This is a genomic window from Streptomyces sp. NPDC090021 (assembly GCF_044748225.1).
In the GTDB taxonomy this organism is placed as follows: Bacteria; Actinomycetota; Actinomycetes; order Streptomycetales; family Streptomycetaceae; genus Streptomyces.
This window is the reverse complement of record NZ_JBIVFO010000021.1, coordinates 1-22249: the sequence shown is the minus strand read 5'-3', so window position 1 is coordinate 22249 and position 22249 is coordinate 1. Positions and strand designations below refer to the sequence as shown.

Annotated in this window: 21 protein-coding genes and 1 pseudogene; 4 read left to right on the top strand and 18 right to left on the bottom strand. The window is 72.8% G+C overall.

Features of this window, described 5'->3' with window-relative positions:
- Positions 1-161 precede the first annotated feature (161 nt).
- A complete protein-coding gene (locus ACIPXC_RS18480; protein WP_401618975.1) occupies positions 162-1334 on the top strand; it encodes a sensor histidine kinase in 1173 nt (390 codons plus the stop codon).
- Positions 1309-1971: a response regulator gene (locus ACIPXC_RS18475; RefSeq protein WP_401618972.1), complete on the top strand. Its 663-nt coding sequence runs from the start codon at positions 1309-1311 to the stop codon at positions 1969-1971. The genes ACIPXC_RS18480 and ACIPXC_RS18475 overlap by 26 nt, the downstream gene beginning before the upstream one ends.
- Before the next feature lie 178 nt (positions 1972-2149).
- Here the strand turns inward: ACIPXC_RS18475 and ACIPXC_RS18470 are convergent, their stop codons facing one another.
- Complete coding sequence (locus ACIPXC_RS18470) at positions 2150-2833, bottom strand: DUF5701 family protein (RefSeq protein ID WP_401618969.1); 684 nt, start codon at positions 2831-2833, stop codon at positions 2150-2152.
- Between the two features lie 176 nt (positions 2834-3009).
- On the opposite strand from ACIPXC_RS18470, the gene ACIPXC_RS18465 reads away from it, so the two are divergent.
- Positions 3010-3231, top strand: a complete 222-nt coding sequence (locus ACIPXC_RS18465) for a hypothetical protein (protein ID WP_401618966.1) — start codon at positions 3010-3012, stop codon at positions 3229-3231.
- Positions 3232-3868: 637 nt separating this feature from the next.
- On the opposite strand, the gene hypE is transcribed toward ACIPXC_RS18465, so the two are convergent.
- From hypE to ACIPXC_RS18390, 15 genes and pseudogenes are all read right to left on the bottom strand, one after another.
- Positions 3869-4858 carry a hydrogenase expression/formation protein HypE gene (gene hypE, locus ACIPXC_RS18460; RefSeq protein WP_401619206.1) on the bottom strand — a complete coding sequence of 330 codons (990 nt, stop codon included), beginning with the start codon at positions 4856-4858 and terminating at the stop codon, positions 3869-3871.
- 76 nt (positions 4859-4934) lie between these two features.
- Positions 4935-6077: a hydrogenase formation protein HypD gene (gene hypD / locus ACIPXC_RS18455; RefSeq protein WP_401618964.1), complete on the bottom strand. Its 1143-nt coding sequence runs from the start codon at positions 6075-6077 to the stop codon at positions 4935-4937.
- Between the two features lie 167 nt (positions 6078-6244).
- Positions 6245-6523: pseudogene (locus ACIPXC_RS18450) on the bottom strand (HypC/HybG/HupF family hydrogenase formation chaperone); the annotation flags it as partial.
- Positions 6492-8933: a carbamoyltransferase HypF gene (gene hypF / locus ACIPXC_RS18445; protein ID WP_401618961.1), complete on the bottom strand. Its 2442-nt coding sequence runs from the start codon at positions 8931-8933 to the stop codon at positions 6492-6494. The gene hypF and the pseudogene ACIPXC_RS18450, both read right to left, overlap by 32 nt.
- Complete coding sequence (gene hypB, locus ACIPXC_RS18440) at positions 8933-9901, bottom strand: hydrogenase nickel incorporation protein HypB (RefSeq protein ID WP_401618958.1); 969 nt, start codon at positions 9899-9901, stop codon at positions 8933-8935. Before hypB ends, hypF begins: the two co-directional genes overlap by 1 nt.
- Before the next feature lie 3 nt (positions 9902-9904).
- Positions 9905-10300 (bottom strand): hydrogenase maturation nickel metallochaperone HypA, encoded by a 396-nt coding sequence (locus tag ACIPXC_RS18435; RefSeq protein WP_401618955.1) that lies wholly within the window; start codon positions 10298-10300, stop codon positions 9905-9907.
- A 117-nt stretch (positions 10301-10417) separates the two neighbouring features.
- On the bottom strand, positions 10418-10522 hold the full coding sequence (locus ACIPXC_RS18430; RefSeq protein ID WP_400736736.1) for a DUF6893 family small protein: 105 nt from the start codon (positions 10520-10522) through the stop codon (positions 10418-10420).
- Between the two features lie 10 nt (positions 10523-10532).
- Positions 10533-11081: a hydrogenase maturation protease gene (locus ACIPXC_RS18425; protein ID WP_401618952.1), complete on the bottom strand. Its 549-nt coding sequence runs from the start codon at positions 11079-11081 to the stop codon at positions 10533-10535.
- Positions 11078-12496 carry a hypothetical protein gene (locus ACIPXC_RS18420; RefSeq protein ID WP_401618949.1) on the bottom strand — a complete coding sequence of 473 codons (1419 nt, stop codon included), beginning with the start codon at positions 12494-12496 and terminating at the stop codon, positions 11078-11080. Before ACIPXC_RS18420 ends, ACIPXC_RS18425 begins: the two co-directional genes overlap by 4 nt.
- Positions 12493-13200: a DUF6084 family protein gene (locus ACIPXC_RS18415; RefSeq protein WP_401618946.1), complete on the bottom strand. Its 708-nt coding sequence runs from the start codon at positions 13198-13200 to the stop codon at positions 12493-12495. The genes ACIPXC_RS18420 and ACIPXC_RS18415 overlap by 4 nt, the downstream gene beginning before the upstream one ends.
- Positions 13197-13850, bottom strand: coding sequence for a DUF5947 family protein (locus ACIPXC_RS18410; protein WP_401618943.1), 654 nt, complete (start codon positions 13848-13850; stop codon positions 13197-13199). The genes ACIPXC_RS18415 and ACIPXC_RS18410 overlap by 4 nt, the downstream gene beginning before the upstream one ends.
- The gene (locus ACIPXC_RS18405) at positions 13847-14374 is read right to left on the bottom strand and encodes a hypothetical protein (RefSeq protein ID WP_401618940.1); all 528 of its coding nucleotides are present in this window, start codon (positions 14372-14374) and stop codon (positions 13847-13849) included. The genes ACIPXC_RS18410 and ACIPXC_RS18405 overlap by 4 nt, the downstream gene beginning before the upstream one ends.
- Positions 14371-16155: a nickel-dependent hydrogenase large subunit gene (locus ACIPXC_RS18400; protein WP_401618937.1), complete on the bottom strand. Its 1785-nt coding sequence runs from the start codon at positions 16153-16155 to the stop codon at positions 14371-14373. Before ACIPXC_RS18400 ends, ACIPXC_RS18405 begins: the two co-directional genes overlap by 4 nt.
- Before the next feature lie 69 nt (positions 16156-16224).
- Positions 16225-17280 (bottom strand): hydrogenase expression protein HypE, encoded by a 1056-nt coding sequence (locus ACIPXC_RS18395; protein ID WP_401618934.1) that lies wholly within the window; start codon positions 17278-17280, stop codon positions 16225-16227.
- An 83-nt stretch (positions 17281-17363) separates the two neighbouring features.
- On the bottom strand, positions 17364-19142 hold the full coding sequence (locus tag ACIPXC_RS18390) for a hydrogenase maturation protein (RefSeq protein ID WP_401618932.1): 1779 nt from the start codon (positions 19140-19142) through the stop codon (positions 17364-17366).
- Between the two features lie 417 nt (positions 19143-19559).
- Here ACIPXC_RS18390 and ACIPXC_RS18385 point away from each other — a divergent pair, with 417 nt between their 5' ends.
- Positions 19560-19733 carry a winged helix-turn-helix domain-containing protein gene (locus tag ACIPXC_RS18385; RefSeq protein ID WP_401618929.1) on the top strand — a complete coding sequence of 58 codons (174 nt, stop codon included), beginning with the start codon at positions 19560-19562 and terminating at the stop codon, positions 19731-19733.
- A 300-nt stretch (positions 19734-20033) separates the two neighbouring features.
- Here the strand turns inward: ACIPXC_RS18385 and ACIPXC_RS18380 are convergent, their stop codons facing one another.
- Together ACIPXC_RS18380 and ACIPXC_RS18375 are read right to left on the bottom strand one after the other, a co-directional pair.
- On the bottom strand, positions 20034-21125 hold the full coding sequence (locus ACIPXC_RS18380) for an IS630 family transposase (RefSeq protein ID WP_401618926.1): 1092 nt from the start codon (positions 21123-21125) through the stop codon (positions 20034-20036).
- 283 nt (positions 21126-21408) lie between these two features.
- Positions 21409-22140: a transposase gene (locus ACIPXC_RS18375; RefSeq protein WP_401618923.1), complete on the bottom strand. Its 732-nt coding sequence runs from the start codon at positions 22138-22140 to the stop codon at positions 21409-21411.
- Positions 22141-22249: the final 109 nt, after the last annotated feature.

Below are 22249 nucleotides of genomic sequence, written 5' to 3'. Positions count from 1 at the left end.
ACGTCGTCGGCCGTCCTTGTACGGCCGCCGATGCCGAGGTTCGTCGCCACGGCGCTCTGCGGCATCGGCCCGCGGGCCGTGGATCCGTCGGCCCCGGGGCGGAGTGACGACCCGTCCTTTCGGCCGATGCGCCGCGCGCCGCGGTCCCTAGGCTGAGAACCGTGCTCCGAGACGACCTGCGAACCCTGTGGACCGAACCCCGGCCGTCCGACCCGCCCGCCCGGGTACGGCGGGACTGGGCGCTGCTCGCCGCGGGCCTCACCGGTGTGGTGCTGGAGGCCACCCTGCGCGAGAACGTCGTGTGGCGGCCGGTGGCGGTGGTGTTCGCCGTATGGCTGTGCCTGCTGCCCCTGTGGCGCCGGACCCGCCCGCTGGCGACGGTGACGCTGGCGTTCGGCTCGGTGGTCCTGCTTCAGGCGGCCTCGCTCGTCGCCGCACCGCGCGAGCCCGTCGGCCTGTACACCAGCACGGTCGTGCTCGTGCTGGTGTACGCGCTGCCCCGGTGGGGATCGGGACGCGAGTTCGTACTGGGCGGCGCGGTAATCCTCGCGGCCAGCGCGCTGTGTTCCGTCACGGACGAGACCCCGCTCGCCGAGAACGTCGTGGGCTTCGTCTTCCTGCTGATGCCCGGTGTGGTGGGGGCTGCCGTGCGGTTCCGGGTGACCGCTCGCGAGCGGCAGTTGGACCAGGTGCGCTCCCGCGAGCGCGAGCAGCTCGCCCGGGAACTGCACGACACGGTGGCCCACCACGTGTCGGCCATAGTGATCATCGCCCAGGCGGGCCGGGTGCTCGCGGGCGCCGACCCGTCCGCCGCCGTCGAGGCGCTGGAGGGGGTCGAGGAGGAAGGGGCGCGCACGCTGGAGGAAATGCGCGCCATGGTCGCCGCGCTGCGCGACCGCGGGGTCGGCGCCGAGCTGGCGCCCCCTGCCGGGGTCGCGGATCTGGAGCGCCTGGTGCGCACGCCGGGTGGTCGCCTCAGGGTCGACCTGGGGCTCGACGGCGAACTGGACGCGCTGCCCCCGGCCGTGGACGCGGCCGTCTACCGGATCGTGCAGGAGTCGGTGACCAACGCGCTGCGCCATGCGGTCGACGCGACCGAGCTCGTCGTCCGGGTCGCCGCGGAACGGCACACGGTACGGGTGAGCGTGCGCGACGACGGCCGGCGCACCGGCCGGGGGCGCGAGGGATACGGACTTACCGGACTGCGCGAGCGCGCGACTCTGCTGGGCGGCACACTACGAGCCGGCCCGGGTATCGACCGGGGCTGGCATGTCGAAGCCGAACTGCCGAGAGCGAGGAGCGAGAGCGGTGCCCATTCGCGTCCTCGTCGCTGACGACCAGACGATCATCCGCACCGGGTTGCGGATCATGCTGAACGCCCAGCCCGGCATCGAGGTGGTCGGCGAGGCCGCCGACGGGCGGGAAGCGGTACGTCTGGCCCGCGAACTGCGCCCCGACGTCTGCCTGTTCGACATCCGCATGCCCGAACTCGACGGGCTGGAGGCCACCCGGCTGGTCGCCGGCCCGGCCGTCGCCGACCCGCCGGCCGTGGTCGTCATCACCACGTTCGACCTCGACGAGTACGTCTACGGCTCACTGCGGGCCGGCGCCCGCGGGTTCCTCCTGAAGGACACGGGACCGGACCTCCTGGCGCAGGCCGTACGGTCGGCGGCCGAAGGTGAGGCGCTCATCGCGCCCAGCGTCACCGTCCGTCTGCTCCAGGCATTCGCGGACCTGCCCGCCGGCCGGCCCGTGGCCCAGCCGGTCTCCCCCGTCACCGCCCGCGAGGAGCAGGTGCTCCTCGCGGTCGCTCGCGGGCTGACCAACACCGAGATCGCCGATGCACTGCACATCAGCCTCAGCACGGTGAAGACGCATCTGGCGAGCCTGATGGCCAAACTCGGCGCCCGCAACCGGGTCGAGATCGCGATGTGGGCATATGAAACGCGCCGCATCCTCCCCGGAACCTGAGCTAGGGCGTGTCTTGAAAGTAGCGCCGGGCGCCCGAAGGGCGTGGCTCACGGCGTCTGGTGCCGTGCATCGCAAGGCGGAGGGGCGCCCTTGTACTGGACGTACTTGGGCGAACCCGACAACGCAGCGAGGTGCGGTGCCAGGCGTCGTGGGCCAGGCGGGACTTTCAGAACACGCGCTAGGGCCGACGGCCCGTGGCGGAGGCGAAGCCGAGCCAGGTGTGGCGGTTGCCCCACCAGCACCAGCCGACCTTCGGTGCATTGCGCCGCTCGCGGCCGTCGCGTCCCAAACCGTTGCTGATCCAGATCGCCGGGGTGCGGGAGTCCAGTACGCCGCTCGGCTTGCGCAGCCGGGAGCCGATGGTCATGAAGCAGTGGTTGCGTTCGAGGGCGGCAGGCTGCTGGAGCAGCCAGTGGATGCCTTCCGTCAGCAGCAGGGGGCTGCGGTGCTCTCCGGTGAGGGCGGGCAGCGCCTCTTCGGGGCTCCAGTTGGCCATGCGGTCGCCGCGGTCGACACCGGTGACGAGATAGAGGGGGGCGTCCGGCAGATCGACGCCGTGCGGGGCGAAGTCGTCGACGTCGGGCATGTCGACGACGACGAAGCCCGGCCTGCCGTCCCGCTGGAGCAGCGGCGCGAGGGCAGAGGCGGCGACCCGGCCGGGGTGGACGGCGAGCAGGGTGCCGTTCCCGGAGTCGCCACTGTCTGCGGCGACGCTGTCCGCGGCAACGCTGTCCGCGGCGAAGGCACGCAGGTCGTCGGCGGCCATCCCGGCGAGCTCATGCACCCCGAGCTCGATCAGGCGCTCGGCCTGGGCGGTGAGCGGGGGCAGGTGGGCCACTGCGGCGGACGCGGTGTCGGGCAAGGGACTCCTCGGGTCTGCTGAAGGACTTGACGATCTTGCAACGGAGCACGGCGCCGGAATGTTCCCGGTGCGGCACGGGCCCGCCGGGCGCGGCTGCCGCGTCCGGGTTTGAGCGGCGGCGGAGGGGTAGCCGCAGAGAGTGGGGACCGGCGCGCACGGAAGGGGTGTGAGCGGTCATGGGTGGCGACAGGGGCGAGAAGAGCAGCCGTACGCCGGGCAGCGGGCGCGAGGAGCGGATCCGGGGGCGATCGCCGGATCCGGACCGGATGAGGACGGGCGGCCGGCCGCGCTCGCCGGCCGAGATCGCGCACGAGCGGGGCCGGGAGGACGCGACGATGCGGGACGTGATGCGGGACCTGGACGAGCAGGACCTGGACGACATGCGGGACGACCGCTGACCGGAGCCCGGCCCCACGCCCACCCGGCCCCGGCCCTGCCGCGGGCGGGCCGATGACCGAGGGGCACCGGCGGAGGAGCCGTGCCCGGACGGGCCGCCGCCGGACGCGGCGCTGTCCCGCGAGCCGTGCCCGGAGGGCCGTGGCCGGTGGCCGGAAGGCCCGTAGCCGGACGGGCCCCCGGACAGGCCGTGGCCGGGCGGCGCACTGGCCCCGGGCCGTGCCCGGAGGGCCGTACCGGGAGGGGACCGTAGGCGGACGGGACCGTGGCCGGGCAGACCCCCGGAAACAGGCCGCCGCGGGACGCGGCGCTGCCCCGCGAGCCGTGCCCGGAGGGCCGTGGCCGGTGGCCGGGAGGCCCGTAGCCGGACGCGACCGTGCCCGGACAGGCGCCCTGAGCCGGTCGTGGGCTGACAGCCGTGGCCGGAGGACCGTAGCCGGAGGGCCATGGCCGGACGGGACCGTGGCCGGGCCGGCCTCCGGGAACAGGCCGCCGCGGGACGCGGCGCTGCCCCGCGAGCCGTGGCCGGAGGGCCGTGGCCGGGCGGGCCGCGACGGGGCAGGCCGCCGCGCCAGGTGGGCCCTGGCCCGGCGGCCGGGCCTGGCCCTGCTCGGACCGGTCGCCGGCGGGCCCCGGCCTTCAGCAGATGCGGGGCAGCTGTTCGCCGATCGGGAGGTCCACGACCCGGGTGCCGCCGAGGGCGGTGCGGGCCACGACCAGGCCTGGGTGGGCGTCCACGGCCTCGCCGACGACCGCCGCGGCGCGGCCCAGCGGATGGGCGCGCATGGCCTCCAGTACGGCCTCGGCGTGCTCGCGCGGTACGAAGGCCACCAGCTTGCCCTCGTTCGCCACGTACAGCGGGTCGAGGCCGAGGATCGCGCACGCGTTGGCGACGGCGGCGGGGACCGGGACGGCGCGCTCGTGGATCACGACGCCGGTGCCCGATGCGGCGGCGATCTCGTTCAGTGAGGCGGCCAGCCCGCCCCGGGTGGGGTCGCGCAGGACGTGCAGGTCGGGGGTGACCGCGAGCATGCTCCGGACGAGTCCGCCGAGGGCGGCGCAGTCGCTCTCGACGTCCACCCCGAACTCCAGCCCCTCGCGGACGCTCATGATCGCCACTCCGTGGGCGCCGATCTCACCGCTGACGATCACGACGTCGCCCGGTACGACCCGCTGCGGGCGCAGGTCCACGCCGTCGGGGATGATCCCGATGCCCGCGGTGTTGATGTAGACGCCGTCACCGTGGCCCGCCTCGACGACCTTGGTGTCACCGGTGGCGACCTCCACTCCCGCCGCCCGCGCGGCGGCGCCCATGGCCTCGGCGACGCGCGCCACCACGGACATCTCCACCCCCTCCTCCAGGATGAAGCCGCAGGACAGGTACGCCGCCCTGGCCCCGCTCATGGCCAGGTCGTTCACGGTGCCGTTGACCGCGAGGTCCCCGATCGAGCCGCCGGGGAAGAAGAGTGGGCGCACCACGTACGAGTCGGTGGAGAAGGCCAGTCGCACGCCGCCGAGGGAGACGGTCGCGGAGTCCCCCAGCTGGGCCAGCACGTCACCGCCGAAGGCGGGGGCGAACAGGTGCTGGACCAGCTCCGCGGAGAGCGTGCCACCGCCGCCGTGGCCCATCACCACGCGCGGGCGGTCGCGCAGCGGGGCCGGGCAGGTCCAGTTCGTGATGTCGAGGGCGGGGGTGGTCGCGACGTCAGACAACGGGGCTCGCCTCCAGCGAGGTGGTCGCGGCGGCGGGAACGGTCCCCAGCTCCAGCCGCCGGTAGAGGTAGTACGCGGCGCAGGCCCCCTCGCTGGAGACCATGGTGGCGCCGAGCGGGCTGCGCGGAGTGCACAGGGTGCCGAAGGCCTCGCACTCGTGCGGCTTCAGCAGCCCCTGGAGCACCTCGCCGCTGCGGCACTCGGCGGGCTCGCGGGTGTTGATGCCGCTGACCGAGAAGCGGTGTTCGGCGTCGAAGTCGCGGTAGCGGGCGGACAGCCGCCACCCGCTGTCCGGGATCACGCCGATACCGCGCCAGGCCCGGTCGGTGACCTCGAAGACGTCCTCCAGCATGGCGAGGGCCGCCGGGTTGCCCTCGGGACGGACGGCGCGCGCGTAGGCGTTGTCGACGGTGTGCTCGCCACGCTCCAGTTGCCGCACGGCGCGGCGTACGCCCTCCAGGATGTCCAGCGGCTCGAATCCGGTGACCACGATGGGCACCCGGTGGCGCGCGGCCAGTTCGGGGTACTCGCTCACGCCCATCACGCTGCACACGTGCCCGGCGGCCAGGAAGCCCTGGACGCGGCAGCTCGGCGACCGCATGATCGCCTCGATCGCCGGGGGGACCCGGACGTGGGAGACGAGCAGGCTGAAGTTGTGGATGCCGAGCTTCTTCGCCTGGTGGACCGTCATGGCGTTGGGCGGGGCGGTGGTCTCGAAGCCGATGCCGAAGAACACCACCTGGCGCTTCGGGTTCTCCCGCGCGATCCGCAGGGCGTCGAGCGGGGAGTAGACGACGCGTACGTCGCCGCCCTCGCTGCGCACCTGGAAGAGGTCGCGGCCGGTGCCGGGCACCCGGAGCATGTCCCCGAAGGAGCAGAAGATCACGTCGGGGCGGGAGGCGATCTCCAGTGCCTTGTCGATGACCTCCAGCGGGGTGACGCACACCGGACACCCCGGACCGTGGATCAACTCGACCTGTTCGGGCAGGAGTTGATCGATCCCGTGCCGGATGATGGTGTGGGTCTGGCCGCCGCACACCTCCATCAGCGCCCAGGGGCGGGTCACGGTGGCATGGATGTCGTCAAGCAGCCGGCGGGCGAGGTCGGGATCCTGGAACTCCTCGATGTACTTCACAGCCGGCCTTCTTCCGGGGCGTGCTGGTACGGGGCGTGCCGGTCCCGGGCGGGCCGGGGTGCGGCGGCCTCCCCGGCGAACGGCGCTTCGGCGAACGGCGCTTCGGCGAGGGGCGCTTCGGTGACCGGCGCTTCGGTGAGGGGCCCGTCGGCGAAGGGCCAGGAGGAGTCGGCGCCGGCCTGCGCGGCCGCCTGCTCCCACGGGTCGCCGAACTCCTCCTGCAGCATGCCGAGTTCCTCGAAGAGCGCGAGGGTCTGCCGGGCCGACTCCTCGTCGAGGCGCTGCAGGGCGAACCCCACATGCACGATGGCGTACTCGCCGACCTGGAGGTCCGGCAGGTACTCCAGGCACACCTCCTTGTGCACCCCGCCGAAATCGACGGTAGCCATGCGGGTGCCGTCCTTCTCCCCGATGTCAAGCACTCTGCCGGGTACCGCCAGGCACATGGGCTTCTCCTTGGTGTGGGTGGTTGTGCGGTGCGGCGACGGCCGCCACCATCAGCTGGCCGAGGGACAACCCGCCGTCGTTCGGGGGGATCCGGCCGTGGCGCAGGACGGTGAACCCGGACGCCCGCAGCGTGCGGGCGCAACGGGAGGACAGCAGGGTGTTGGCGAAGACGCCGCCGGTCAGCGCCACGGTGTCCAGGCCGTGCCGTTCGCGCGCGAGTCCGCACAGCTCGACGACGAGCGCGGCGACGCCGGCGTGGAAGGCGGCGGCGATCGGCCCGGCACCGGTGCCCGCGCGCACGTCGGCCACGACGGCCGCGAGCAGCGGCGCCGGGTCGGCGACGACCGGGACGGTGCCGGGGTACGGCGGAACGCGCAGCCCGAAGGCGTAGCCGGAGCCGGCGGCGCCCGCGGCGAGGGCCGCGGCCTCCAGTTCGATCGCGGCCTGCGCCTCGTAGCCGGCGTGGTGGCAGACGCCCGCCAGGGAGGAGACGGCGTCGAAGAGCCGCCCCATGCTGGAGGTCGGCACGCAGTTCAGGCCGCGCTCCAGCTGGCGTTGCAGTACGCGCAGTTCGTCGGCCGGGCAGGCGGCGACGCAGGGCAGGTCCGGGGTCCGGGCCAGGCCGGCCGCCCACAGGTGGGCCAGGGCCATCCGGTACGGGCGGTGCACGGCCGCGTCGCCGCCGGGCAGCGGCACGTAGCCGAGGTGGGCGAACCGGGTGTACCCGGCGTAGTCGGCGAGAAGGACCTCGCCGCCCCACACCGCGCCGTCGTCGCCGTAGCCGGTGCCGTCGAAGGCGACGCCGATCACCGGATGCCCGCCGTCCAGGCCGTGTTCCGCCATGGCCGAGGCGATGTGCGCGTGGTGGTGCTGCACGCGCACGAGGGGCCGGGTTCCGGCGGCGCGGCGCGCCCACCGGGCGGAGCGGTAGCCGGGGTGGCGGTCCGCCGCGAGGAGGACGGGGCTGACGCCGGTGATGGACTCCAGCTGCTGCTCGGCGCGTTCGAGGGCGCACTGGGTGGCGAGGTCGTCCATGTCGCCGATGTGGGCGGACAGCCAGGCCCGGCGTCCCTCGCCGAGGCAGAAGGTGTTCTTGAGGTCGCCGCCGGCGGCGAGAGTCGCGGGGACGGGCCGGGGCAGCGTCATCGGCAGCGGGGCGTAGCCGCGGGCGCGGCGTACGGTCAGCGTCTCGCCGTCGCAGACCCGCACCACGGAGTCGTCGCACGGCACGTGGATGGGGCGGTCGTGGGTGAGCCAGGCGTCGGCGAGGCCGGCGAGCCGTTCCAGGGCCTCGGCGTCGTCGGTGACGATGGGTTCCCCGGCGAGGTTCCCGCTGGTCATGACGAGCAGGCGGGGGCCCGGCGGGTCACCGGGCAGGCCCAGCAGCAGATGGTGGACGGGGGTGTACGGGAGCATCACGCCGAGGTCGGGACAGCGCGGGGCGACCCCCTCGGCGAGTACACCGGGCGCGCTCCCGGGGTCCGCGGCGGCGCGGCGGCGCAGCAGCACGATGGGGCGTACGCCGCCCTGCAGCAGGGCGCGCTCCTCGGGGCCGATGTGCGCGTACCGTTCGGCGTCCGCCAGGTCCCGGGCCATCAGGGCGAAGGGCTTGTCGCCGCGGGCCTTGCGGCGGCGCAGTTCGGCGACGGCTCCGGGGTGGGTGGCGTCGCAGGCGAGGTGGTAGCCGCCCAGGCCCTTGACGGCGAGGATCGCCCCGGCCGCCAGGAGCCGGCGTGCCCCGGCGACCGGGTCCCCGTCCAGGGCGCCGTCCGGGTCCTCGTCGGGGGAATCGTCGGGGGAATCGGCGGGGGATTCGGCGGGGGGCCGCCCGGTGAGCAGGGTCAGCCGGGGACCGCAGGCCGGGCAGGCGACCGGCTGGGCGTGGAAGCGGCGGTCGGCGGGGTCGCCGTACTCGCGGGCGCAGTCCGGACACATGGGGAAGCGGGCCATGGTGGTGTGGGCGCGGTCGTAGGGCAGCCCGGTGACGATGGTGAAGCGCGGCCCGCAGTGGGTGCAGGTGATGAAGGGGTGCCGGTGGCGCCGGTCGGTGGGGTCCGCGAGTTCGGCGAGGCAGGCGGCACAGGTGGCGACGTCCGGGGAGACGAGCGTCCGGGCGGGGCCGCCGGTCCGGGAGGCGACGATGGTGAATCCGGAGCCGCCCGCGACGGGCACCTCGTGATGGTCCACTGCGTCCACGACGGCCAGGGGCGGGGCGTCCGCCGCCAGGCGTTCGCAGAACCGGGTGACGGCGGCCGGTGCACCCTCGACCTCGGCGACGACGCCCTCGGGGGTGTTGGTGACGTGCCCGGCGAGGCCGAGCCCGGTCGCCCGTGTGTAGACGTAGGGGCGGAAGCCGACGCCCTGGACCACGCCGCGGACGGTGACGCGGCGGCGCTGCACCGCCTCCATCAGCGGGTCTGCGCGGCGGGCTCGGCGTGCGGGAGCCGCTGATCGGAGCCGGGGCCGGGGCCGGGGCCGGGGCCGCGATCGTGCTCGGGACCGGCGGTACGGCCGTCGATGTGGCCGCCGGTGTGGGTGTGGTCATGGCCGGGCCCGTGGTGGTGAGGGTGATGGTCGGACCCGTGAACGTGATCGTGGTCGTGGTCGTGGTCGTGATCGGGGCCGTGGCCGTGGCCGTGGTCGTGTCCATGGCCGTGCAGGGGTCCGTGGTCGTGGCCCTGTGCCCGCTGTCGGCGGGCCATCACCGGGGTGTGCGTCCCGGTGCCCGATCCGGCCGCCAGCGCCCGGTCCAGCAGGATGCCCAGGCCTCCGCCCGCGCGGGCGGAGGTCATGACGATCTCCACACCGGGGTTGACCCGTTCGACGTTGGCGCGGAAGGCCGCCTCGTCGAACTCGACGGCCCGCGCGATGTCGGTCTTGGTGACGACCACCAGCTGCGCGAGTCCGAAGGCCGTCGGGTACTTCAGCGGCTTGTCCTCGCCCTCGGTGACCGAGGCGAGCACCACCCGCAGCGTCTCCCCCAGGTCGTAGCTCGCGGGGCAGACCAGGTTCCCCACGTTCTCCACGAAGAGGATCCGGGTGTCCTCGGGCAGCCAGCCGTCCAGGTGCCGGCCGAGCATCCCGGCCTCCAGGTGGCACAGCCCGTCCGTGAGCACCTGCTTGACCGGCACACCCGACCGGGCGAGCCGCCGCGCGTCGTTCTCGGTGGCCAGGTCCGCGGTCAGCGCGGCGACCGTCACCCCCCGCTCCCGGGCGAGGAGCAGTTCGCGCTCCAGGAGCGCCGTCTTGCCGCTGCCGGGGCTGGAGAGCAGGTTGACCACCGTCGTACCGCGGGCGGTGAGTCCGGTGCGCAGGGCCTGGGCTGCGCCGTCGTTCTTGGCGAGCACCGCCTGCCTCAGATCGACCACTCGGCACATGGTTCAGGCCTCCTCGGGAATCGGTTCGCGGGTACGGGGACCGGCGTGGCCGTCCTCCCAGCGGACGCTGAGGATCTCCAGCTCGCGGCCCGACAGCAGTTCCACCTCGGTGGCCCTGTCACATGCGGGACAGCACAGCTCGGGGGGCATCCCCACGGCCCAGGTGCCGGGGCAGGTCCCGCAGCGGGCGCGGGCCGCCACGGTTTCGGTGACGAGTTCGGCGCCGTCGAGGACCGTTCCGGCACAGGCCAGTTCGAAGCAGAAGGCCAGCGCGTCGGGCACCACCCCCGCCAGCTCGCCCACCTGGAGCCGTACGGACGTGACGGCGTGCGCGCCGCCCGCCCTGGCGGCCTCTTCCACCTGGCCCACGACGGCCATGGCGATCGACATCTCGTGCATCGGTCTCCGTCCTGCCGGGGCTCATTACACCGGCGGGGCGGGGGTGCGGCGGTCGGGCACGCCGGTGCACCGCGCCCCCCGTACGCCGTTCGGCGGCGGGGGGCGGCGGCAACGGGTTCACATCCGGCGCATGTGCAGGTAGCGCCTGATGTCGGGGAGCACCTGCAGCAGGACGGCGGCCAGGGCGGCCACGGCGGCCCCGCTGATGACGGCCTTCTTCATGGGGTTCTCCTCAGTTCGCGGCGGAGTGCGCCGGCTTCTTCGGGGGCCGGACGTCGAGTAGGTCCAGTGCCATGCGGACGGCCCGCGGTACGGCTGCGGCCACGGGTGCGCTCAGTCCGATGCCCTCCTCGACGCGGGCCGGTTCGCAGCCGAGGACCAGCGTGCGGCGCGGCGGGGTGGCGCCGGTCCCCGCGCACAGGGTGCCCAGCAGGGCCAGGACGGTGTCGGGCGACATGTGGTGGCCGTCGAGTACGGGGCCTTCGCCGGGTCCCGGCGCCCGCGCGTCCGGGGACGTGGCAGCGGCTCCCGTGCCCGCCTCGGCCTCGATGAGGTAGAGGGTGCCCGGTTCGCCGCCGCGTGGGGTGGCGTCGACCAGTACGAGCGTGTCGTAGCCGTCGAGGAGCTGGTAGGCGAGGTGGACCCCGCGCACGCCGAAGTCCACCACCTCGACGCCGTCGGGCAGCGGGTGCGCGGACAGGGCCCGTACGGTCTCCACGCCGAAGCCGTCGTCGCCGAGGAAGACGTTGCCGATGCCCGCGATCAGGATTCCGGGGCTCACGCTTCCTCCAGCGGGGTGACCTCGTCGGGCTGGAAGTAGAGGAAGCGGCCCTGTTCCCGGCGGATGTCCGCGCCGGGGTCGTCCTCCACGGTGACGGCGAGGTGCACTCCCCCGTCGACGTCGTGCAGGACGGCTTCGACGCGTGCGGCGCGGCCGTGGAGGAAGAGGTCCTGGGCGTCGGTGCGGCGCGGTCCGGGGCGGAGCAGGACCCGGCTGCCGGGGCCGACCGGGGTGCCGTCGACGCTGATCCGGTCACGTGCCGGGTCCGCGGTGTCGGTCCGGGCGGGGTCCCACCAGGGGGTGTCCGGTCTGAACACGGCTTCCTCGTCGGGGATTTCGGTGATCTGCTCCGGTCCGTCCGGGCCGGTGACCTCGCGCAGCGAGCGCACCGCGCCGTGCAGCCGTTCCAGGACCTCGGGGGGCAGGGAGTCGGCGAGGTCGACGACGGCGGCCGCCCGGGCGTCGGTGCCGCGTGCCTCGCGCTTCTCCTGCTCGGTCAGGGCCGCCGTGCGCAGGGCGAGGATCTCGTCGATCTCGGTGGCGTCGTACATGGCGCCCGCGCTCTCGGGGGCGATGGCCGGGTGGTCCTCCAGGATGATCGGGGAGGACAGGACCACGTCGGCGCGGCCCGCCGCGCCGGCGAGCACCGGCCAGGTGTGGCGGTTGTCGCAGGCGGCGACGGCCTCCCGGGCCCATTCGGGCGGGTCGGTCATCGACAGGAAGGACCCGGAGTCGAGGCCCAGCAGGAGGTGGGCGGCGACCAGTGAGCGGGGCAGGGCCGCCTCTCGGTCGGCGTCGGCTGCGGCCGCCGGGGTCCACGGGCTGGTGTTCTCCACGACCACCGTGAGCCGGAACACCCGGTAGGCGCCGTCGAGTTCCACGGCGCGCAGCCGCAGGACGCCCTCGGCCTCCTCGGTGCGCCGCACCAGGCGGCCTGCCGTCCGACCGTCGGCGTCGAGGACGGGCTCGGTGTCGTCGCGGGCCGGGCGGGTGAACGGTACGGTGACGCCTTCGCCGGTCAACTCGGCGACTGGGAGCGAGAGTTCGACGTGCTCCTCGGTCCCTTCGTCCCAGGGGACGAGGACCCGGTCGGCCAGGTGCAGTTCGTCGACGTCGGCGAAGCCCCCGTCGTCCAGGGCCCGCTGGACGGTACGCCGCTGCGCGTGCAGGAAGCGCAGTTCCAGGGCGAGCGTCGCGTCGCCCTTGGGCTCCATCAGGACCTCGGTCCGCTGGAAGGCGTGTTCGCCGTGGGCGGGCCCCCATGCGGGGGGTACGAGGACCCCGAACTGCCAGCGCATCCGGTTCTTCGCGGCGGAGGCCCGGTACGGGTACAGGACGTACCCCTCCAGCAGGACGGCATCGGCCACCTGCCGGGCGGCGGCGAAGCGGGGGTCCGCTGTGGTGGCCGTGGTCACGGGGCGGTCCTCTCGGTGAGGCGCGGACGCAGCGCACCCGGTCGGAGGGAGCCCGGCCGGGGCGGGGGCGGCCGGTCCGGACCGGCCGCGTCCAGCAGGGCGCGTACGGTCGCCTCCCAGGAGGCGAGGGCATGGCGGGAGCGGTAGGCGAGCAGCTCGGCCATCATGTCCGCGGGCAGCCGGAGCCAGCCGCAGCCGGGGAAGTGCTGCTCGACCATCTCGCGCCAGACGGCCACGGGCATCCGGTAGGCGGCTTCGCGGTCCCAGGGCACCGGCTCGACCCGGAAGCCGCCGTCACCGGCGAAGGCGGTGCCGGAGAACAGCATCAGCAGCGGCACCTCGCCGTCCTGCAGGGCTTCGAAGTACCGGGTCGCGGCGATGTCCATGTCGTAGGTGCAGGGTACGACCAGGTCCGTCTCGGTCTCCCCGGTGAAGCCGGGCACCATCACCGACACCTGGGCGAACTGTACGGGCTGGAGCGTGGTGCCCCACCGGGAGCGTTCGCCGAACAGGTCCGCGAGGCCCTCGGCCTCGGCGGGGCCGTAGCCGCGCCGGGCCGGTTCGATGCGGATCTGGCAGCGCAGGGCCATGGCGTGCACGCGGGTGTCCGGGTCGGCGGTGATACGCAGCCGGAAGACGAGGGTGGGGCCCGCGGCGTACGGGTCCGCCCGGACCCCGGTGCAGGAGAAGCCGAAGCCGGTCATGAGCGGTCCCCCGTGGGCGCCACGGGCCTGGCCCGCCGTTCGACGTCGTCGAAGAAGCCGCGGAGCGCGGCCCGTGCCTCGGCTCCGCCGTCGAAGCCCTGCCAGAGCATCCGCATGCGGCCCACCAGTTCGTAGCAGGCGTCGATCGGCACCAGGCAGCAGCCGGAGCGGCCCTCCCAGCGGTGCACGAGCAGCGCCTCCGTGTCGGGTTCGAGCATGGCGGCCAGCGGCGCCCCGTCGAGGACCTGCTGCCAGGTCTGCGGGTCGAGTTCGCTCTCGGTCGCCCCGGCCGGGCTGGGGTAGAGCGCGACCAGCCGGTCGAGTGCGGCGTTGCGGAAGAAGAAGGCGACGCCGACGGGGATCTGGAGGCGTTCCCACAGCCCCTCGTCGAGGCGGTGGTCCGGGTCGGTCAGGTACCGGTCGGGAACGGCCCGGTAGCGGCCGGTCCGGGTGCCGGGCCGGTCGAACAGCAGGGAGCAGGCGGTGCAGGCGCAGACCAGCGTCCGCTTCTCCGTCTCGACCAGGTGGCGGTGCCCGTTGGGGGGCACCGCCACCCCGCACAGCTCGCAGGTCTCGGGCCGGGGCGGGCGCGGGCCGGTGAACCGGCGCAGCCCGCGCGGGCCCCCCGTACGGACGGCGGGCCCGCTCACGGCACCCGCGCCGGGCTGTGCGGCCGGGTGCCGATCTGCAGGAGGGCGGGCTGCGGGGCGGGGGCGGGCTCCGTCTCCACGCTCGTCACCTCGGGGGCGAAGCAGGCGAGGGTGTCCTCCAGGGTCCGCCGGGCGGCCTCCTCGCCGCCGGGGCCGCAGCCGCAGCCGGTGGGGGCGGCCGCGGGGCGCAGCCGCAGGACACCGGTGCTCTCGTCGAAGGCGAGCAGTTCCACCGGATCGGGGGCGCCGGCCAGGGCGCGGGCGATCCGGGTGTGCACGTCCTCGGGGTGCAGGCCGTGCAGGCAGAGCAGGCTCGCCACGAGTTCGTCGTCCGCGGCCGCGGCGAGCGGGCCGTCGCCCAGCTTCGCCGCGATCCGGGCGAGCCCGGCGCCGTAGAACTCCATGAGCACCCGCACCAGTTCCTCGGCGGCCTCGCACGCCCCGCGGTCGCCGGTGGCGGCCAGCCGGTCGAGGACCTCCTCGACGCGGCGGCCCGTCTCCCGGGCGTCGACGGCCGCGCTCATCCGCCCAGTCCGCTCAGGCCGGTGGGGACGTGCATCGTCTTGACCGTCTTGCCGCCGCCGACGTACATGTGGACGCCGCAGGGCAGACAGGGGTCGAAGCTGCGCACGGCGCGCATGATGTCGATGCCCTTGAAGTTCTCCGGGGTGTTCTCCTCGAAGATCGGGGTGTTCTGCACGGCGTCCTCGTACGGTCCGGGCGTGCCGAAGGTGTCGCGGGTGCTGGCGTTCCACGGCGTCGGCGGGTAGGGGTGGTAGTTGGCGATCTTGCCGTCGCGGATGACCATGTGGTGCGAGAGGACGCCCCGTACGGCCTCGGTGAAGCCGACGCCGATGGACTCGTCGGGCACCTCGAACTTCTCCCAGGTCTGGGTGCGTCCGGCGCGGACCTCGGCGAGGCCCTTCTCGGCGCAGTGCAGGGCGATGGCGGCCGCGTACGCCTGGAAGTAGGTGCGGGCGCGGTTGCGTTCCAGCGCGTTGCTCCACTTCGGGATCTTCCACTCGAAGCGGGTCTCGGGCTTGGTCATGGTGCGGGGCAGGTTGATGACGACGCTGTGCCCGGTGGCCTTGACGTAGCCGACGTCGACGAGGCCGGACAGGGCCGTGGACCACAGCCGGGCGATGGGGCCGCCGCCGGTGTCGAGGGCGAGGTGGTCCTTGCCGTCGAACCAGCGCGGGGACATCACCCAGCTGTACTTGTCGTCGAAGTTCCGCTTCTGCGGGGCCGGAATGGTGTGCTGGTTCCACGGGTGGCGCGGGTCGACCGGGTTGCCGAGCGGGTCGTGCGTGACGAACTGCTCCTTGCCCTCCCAGTCGTCGTAGTACGAGCTGCCGAGCAGGATGCGGATGCCGAGGTTGATCTGCGTGAGGTCGTTGGTGACGAGTTTGCCGTCCACGACGACGCCCGGGGTGACGAACATCTTCCGTCCCCAGTCGGTCATGTTGGCGTAGGTGAAGTCGCAGTGCTCGGGGTCGTTGAGGGCGCCCCAGCAGCCGAGCAGTACCCGGCGGCGGCCGACCTCCTCGTAGCCGGGCAGGGCCTCGTAGAAGAAGTCGAAGAGGTCGTCGTGGAGCGGGACGACGCGCTTCATGAACTCGACGTACCGCATGAGGCGGCTCATGTAGTCCGTGAAGAGCTGGACGGAGGCGACCGTGCCGACGCCGCCCGGGTAGAGCGTGGAGGGGTGCACGTGGCGCCCCTCCATCAGGCAGAACATCTCGCGCGTGTACCGGCTGACCTGGAGGGCCTCGCGGTAGAACTCGCCCTCGATGGGGTTGAGGGAGCGCATGATGTCGGCGATGGTGCGGTAGCCGTGGTCGCCTGCGTGCGGGGCCTCGGTGCGCTCGGCCAGTTCCAGGACGCCGGGGTTGGTCTCCCGGACCATCTTCTCGCAGTAGTCGACCCCGACCAGGTTCTCCTGGAAGATGTTGTGGTCGAACATGTACTCCGCGGACTCGCCCAGGTTGATGATCCACTCGCCGAGGTGCGGCGGCTTCACCCCGTAGGCCATGTTCTGCGCGTAGACGGAACACGTGGCGTGGTTGTCTCCGCAGATCCCGCAGATGCGGCTGGTGATGAAGTGCGCGTCGCGGGGGTCCTTGCCGCGCATGAAGACGCTGTAGCCGCGGAAGACCGACGAGGTGCTGTAGCACTCCGCGACGCGCTTCTGCTTGAAGTCGATCTTCGTGTGGATGCCGAGACTGCCGACGATCCGGGTGATCGGATCCCAGGCCATCTCCACCAGGCCGCTGCCGTCGCCGGCCGCCTTCGTGTTCGGTGCCATCGTGTCTGCCGTGACCCTTCTTCGGTGCGTTCTGGACGTTGACTGCGGGGGTGGGCGGAGCGGGGGCCGTCACCAGGGCGGGCGGTAGCCCGTGGTGAGGCTGCGGCCGGTACGCCGCCACTTCGGCTCCTCGTCCACGGTGTGGGCGGTGACCGCCCGGAGTTTGCGGATCACCGCCCCGTACGCCCCGCTCGCGGTGACGGAGACCCTCGCGCCGGGGGGCTCGTCCATGAAGGGCATGAACTTGTCGGGGAAGCCGGGCATGGTGCAGGCGATGCAGATCCCGCCGACGTTCGGGCAGCCGCCGATACCGTTCATCCAGCCGCGCTTGGGGACGTTGCACTTCACCACGGGACCCCAGCAGCCCAGCTTGACCAGGCACTTCGGGGAGTCGTACGTGTCGGCGAACTGCCCCTGCTCGTAGTAGCCGGCGCGGTCGCAGCCCTCGTGGACGGTCGCGCCGAACAGCCAGGTGGGGCGCAGCTTGTCGTCGAGGGGGATCATCGGGGCCGATCCCGCCGCCTGGTAGAGCAGGTAGGTCAGGGTCTCCGAGAAGTTGTCCGGCTGGATCGGGCAGCCGGGCACGCACACGATGGGGATGCCGGCCTGCGACTTCCAGTCCCAGCCCAGGTAGTCGGGCACGCCCATGGCGCCCGTCGGGTTGCCCTCCATGGCGTGGATGCCGCCGTACGTGGCGCAGGTGCCGATGGCGACGACGGCGAGGGCCTTGGGGGCCAGCCGGTCGATCCACTCGCTGGTGGTGATGGGCTGGCCGGTCGCCGGGTCGTCGCCGAACCCGCACCAGTAGCCCTCGGGCTTGATCGACTCGTTGGGGATCGAGCCCTCGACGACCAGGACGAACGGATCGATCTCGCCGCGCTCGCCCTTGAAGAACCACTCGATGAAGGTGTCCGCGCCGCCGACCGGCCCGCATTCGAAGTCGATCAGGGGCCAGTGCACGGCGATCTTGGGGAGACCCGGAAGGGTGCCGGTGACGATCTCCTCGATGCTCGGCTGCATCGCCGCCGTCAGGGACACGGAGTCGCCGTCGCAGCTCAGACCCGCGTTGATCCAGAGGATGTGGATCACGGGGTCTTCGACCGGGTCCTTCGTCACTGCGGCCATGCGCTGCCTCCTCGGGGAGGGGATCAGGGTGTGAGGGGGTGAGGGGGGCGGTGAGGCGGTCTGCCTCGGCCCTTCGTTTCTTGCTAACAGCTGCAGGGGCCGGACGCCGCGTCTGATGCGGCCAGTCCAGTGACGCCGGATCCGGCACCGGATCCGGAACCGGAACCGGAACCGCGGCGGTCCGCGGCGGCGCGCGCGAGATGGGCCGGGGTCGCGGCGGGGTGCTCCTTGCGCACGAAGGCGCGGCGCAGGGCGTGGTAGGGCGCGTCCGGGTCGAAGAAGGTGCGCCGCATCCGCGCCAGCTCGGCGGCCCGGTAGGCGGCGAGCGGGCGGCGACCCTCGTGCAGTTCGCGTTCGGCCTTCTTCACGGCGATCCGGGAGGCGGTGGCGGGCAGGGCGGCCAGACGGGCCGCGAGGCGCTCCGTCTCGCGGGGGAAGTCCGCGGGTGCGCAGCCGACCGTACGGTCGACCAGCCCGATGCGCTGCGCGGCGGAGGCCCCCAGCGGCAGCGCCTCGGAGGTGAGGCGCACCGCCAGGCTGGAGCCGACGCGGCGGGGCAGGGTGTACGTCCAGTACTCCGAGCCGAACAGCCCCATCAGGCGGTAGTGCGGGTTCAGGACGACACCGGAACGGCACCAGACCTCGTCGGCGGCCAGGGCGAGCATGACCCCGCCGGCGGCGGCGTTGCCGCCGAGGGCGCTGACCACGAGACGGTCGGTGGTGGACAGCACCGCTTCGACCAGGTCGTCCATCGCGTTGATATTGGCCCAGGACTCCTCGGCCGGGTCGTCGGCGGCCTCGATGACGCCCAGGTGGATGCCGTTGGAGAAGAAGTCCCGGCCGCCGCCCAGCACCAGGACGGTGGTGGGGCGGGTGCAGGCGGTCCGGTACGCGTCCAGCAGGCGGCGGCAGTGCGCGGTGCTCATGGCGCCGCCGGGGAAGGAGAACGACAGGAAGCCCGTCTGCCCCTCCTCGTGGTAGCCGATGTCGGACCAGGCGGGGCGGTAGGGGCCGCCGTCCGGCGGTGCGGGGATTTCGGGCAGCGGCGGCAGCCGGTCGCCCAGGGCGAGCGTCGCGGGGAGCCGCGGGGTGGTCGGCCGTCCCGCTGCGCGGGGGGCGCGCAGCTCGGGGATCCAGACGGCCCCGTCGGCCGTGGCCCGGCAGACCGCGCCGGCCCGGGTCGCGAGCAGTTCGCCGGGCCGGCCGCGCAGGTCGTCCTCGCGGTGGCCGCCGTGCAGGTACCAGTCGCCGCCCAGCAGGTGGTCGCGTACGCCGGGCTGCGAGTCGGCGGCGCGCAGGACGCGCAGGACGCGCTCGGTGCCGTCGGCCGCCCAGTCGATGCGGCGGCCGTCCTGGCGCAGGAACGGACGGGCCCGGCCGCCGGCCTGGCGCTGCGGGACGTACGTACCGGAGGCGAAGCGCTCCACGGCGAGCAGGACGGCCTCCAGTGCCGCGTCGGCGATCTCGCCGCGGTAGAGGTCGCTCTTGCCGACGGGGGGCACGGGGCAGTCGGCCGCGGCCCAGACGTCCCCGGCGTCCATCTCGGCGTTGGCCTGGAGCACGGTGACGCCCCATCGGGTCTCGCCGTCCTGGACCGCGTGGTCGAGGGAGGAGGGGCCGCGGTCACCGACCGGTCCCGGGTGGACGACGAGACAGGTGTACGCGGCCCAGACCTCCTCGGGGAGGGCGGTGCGCAGCATCGGCGCGAGGACGAGGTCGGGGTCGTGGCGCCGTACGGTGTCGGCCAGGGGGATGTCGGGCAGGGCCAGTTCGACCGCCACCCGGTGGCCGTGGTCGCGCAGCTCGGCGTGGACCCGCTGGGTGAGGCTGTTGAACGCGCTCGCGACGAGCAGGACGTACACGTGGCCTCCCGGCGGTGCCCGGTCTGATCGGCGGCTGATGACCGGAGCATGACCGGCCGCCTGCGATGCTCGTCCCCTCGGGGCGGGGGGCGGCCGAAGCGGTGCGGCGGTGTCACCCGAAAGCGCGGCTTCGGGAGCCGCTCGGCCCACACGGCGCCCCTGCAGGGTTGCTGGGCGGGCTCCGGGCTTGCTTCGCCGGGCCCCTGCGGGGTTGCTCGGCGGATTCCGGGCTTGCTTCGCGCGATCGGGATCGCCCTGCGCGGCGGGACACAGACGCGGTGGGGCGGGGTCGGGGGGCCGGGCCCCGGCGGGGTTGCTCGGCAGGTTCCGGGGTTGCCTTGCCGGATCCGGAGCCTGTTGCGGGCACGGTGGGGCAGGGTCGGGGGGCCGGGCAGGGGTGTCTCCTCGGCTCGGCGCGTGCTCCTTGTCCCGGCTGTACCCGGTGGTCACGCCTCGTCCTGCGGGCCCCTGCACCGGCTGGGCTGGTCACCCCAGGTCCCCGCGCACCGGGCCGTCGAGCGGGCCGAACAGGCCGTGGCCAAGTGGCGGCCGAAGCAGTGGTCACAGGTAAGAGGACTGCTCAGCGCCTGAGCGCGTGGCCAGTCTTCAAGGACGAGGCCAGCCAGGGCCTGCGGCTCAGCCAAGATTTTCGTGATGCGGTGACGGAACGTCACACCGATAGGCTGGCGTGCTCTGCTTGTGCTCCGCCGCGCCGGTGACCCGCTGGGTGAGGCAGCAGGACGCTGCGATCGTGTGAGGTGTCGGCGGCGAAGCCGGCTGCGTCGCGTCCCGTGGCCCTCACCGACAGTACTGCCGATCAGGGCCACGGCATTTCGCGCAACATGTTGGCCGTCAGATTGCGCAACCTAGTGTCTTGTGATCCTGTTCATGTCAGTTCGAGTTACTATTGACGAGTTTCTTCACATTAGTCGCGACGAGTCTGACCTTCGCGAGGACCTCACCGGCCGCTGCGGTCCAGGTGAACGGTTTGGCGTTCTCGTTCCAGGAGTTGATGTAGTCACGGATCTGTTTGATCAGGACGTTGACGCTGGAGAACGTGCTGCGGCGGATGGACTGCCGGGTCAGGATTCCGAACCAGATCTCGATCTGGTTCAGCCACGAGGAGCCGACCAGGGTGAAATGGAAGTGGACGTGCGGGTTCTTGACCAGCCACTCCCTGACCTCCGGGGTGGTGTGCGTCGAGAGGTTGTCCAGGACCACATGGATGTCCTTCCCGGCGTGCGGCTTCACCGCCTTCTTCAAGAAAGCCAGGAAGTCCTTGCCGTTCCGGGTCGGCTTGCACCCACCGAGCACCTCGCCGGTGCTCACGTTCAGGGCGGCGAACACGTTCGAGGTGCCGTGCCGTGCCGGACGTAGTCGGCAGTGCGCTTCTCGCTCGCCGCGAAGGCGACGGGCAGCACGGGCTGGGTCCGGTCCAGTGCCTGGATCTGCGCCTTCTCGTCGGTCGAGAGGACCACCGCACCGCCCGGAGGGGACAGATACAGGCCGATCACATCGTCCACCTTCTCCGCGAACGCGGGGTCCTTGGAAAGCTTGAAGGTGCCGGACCGGTGCGGCTTCAGGTGTTCTTCCCGCCAGACGCGCGCGACGTAGCGCCAGGACACGGTGATGTTCTCGGTCCGCTTCAGGTACTTCGCCAACTCCCGGGTGGACCAGTGCGAAAGCCCCGTGCCGTCCGGCGGTGTCATGCGCGATCACGCGGGACCGCACCCGGGCCGGCACCTGTTCCCGTGCGCCACCGGGACGCTCCCCTTCCAGTCCGGCCAGGCCCTGCTCGGCATAGCGGGTCCTCCAGCGGTCCACCGTCGGAAGCGACACCCCGAGCAGCCCGGCGATGTCCTTGCGGCGACGCCCCTCGCCCGACCACAGCACAATCCGGCCCCGCGCGGCTATATCCGCAGGCACGTCCCTGCTGTTCACCAACTCCCGCAACTCGGCGGCCTGTTCCACGGAGAGCTCCATACCAAGAGACCCTGCCACACAAGATCAAGTAACGCTGACGGAATCACGAGACATTAGTTGCCCCCACTGTGACAGCGGGAGATCATGGACATCTCGGCCTTCTACCACGGCGCCCACAGCTTCTCCTTGTTCAGCCTCGATCCACCGCGTGAATTCTGATCACGCGGTGTGATTGTTTTCGGGTTGGTTTTCCGGTTACGGGCAGGTGTATTTTCCGGCGGTCCGTCCGGTGCGGGGTCTCCGAGGATTTTCGTGGTCGTGGGCGGTCAGGACGGCTGTGGGGTCAGGTCCGCAGGCGGTGGCCAACGGCTGTCCACAGGTCCATGAACGCCTCGGCCCATGGCCAGTGTTGGGGAAGATGCCAGGTCAGGGTGCGCGCTTGGCTGGCCAGGCGGGCGGGGATAGCCAGTAGTTGGCGGCGGACGGTGCCGGTACGGGCGCGAGCGTGGAACGCGGAGGCAAGGGCGCCGACGGCACGGGTCAGGTTGTGGGCGAGGGTGGCCAGGGTCAGCCAGGCCGCGTTCGCGGTGAACTTCCCCGAGGGCAGGTGCCCGAGCGCGGAGTCCTCCAGGTCGGCGAAGACCTGTTCCACGATGGCGTGCCGACGGTGGCCAGCCTCGGTCGCGACCAGTGGCTCGCGGGAGTCGGTGAACACGGCGTGGAAGCGCCAGGCGGCGAACAACTCGCCCTGCCCTTCAGGCATCGAGACCGGATTGAGGCGCTTGACCCGACAGACCAGGAGACGGGCGGTGACCTGGTACTTCTTCGCCCTGCCGGTGAACGCGGCGTACTCAACCTCGGCGACCTCCGCGTCGGAGACCCACCGCTCTTCGTCCTTGTCCCAGATCGCCTTGGGATATTGGATCGGCGTCCAGGCGTCCTCCGGGATGGTGGCGACCGCGGAGCGGACCTTCTTGCGCTGGGCGACGGCGAAGGAGAAGCGGGCCCTGGCGCTGCGGCAGGCGTGCACAACCTTGGCAGAGAAGAACGCCGAGTCCCCGCGCACCACGATCACGCCCCTAGTGTCCTGAGTCTCGGAAGAGGTGCATATCTAGGGTTTGGGGTTCGGCAGGCGGTTCAGGTAGCCGGCGAGGCGTTCGAAGATCTCGTCGGCGGACTTGGTC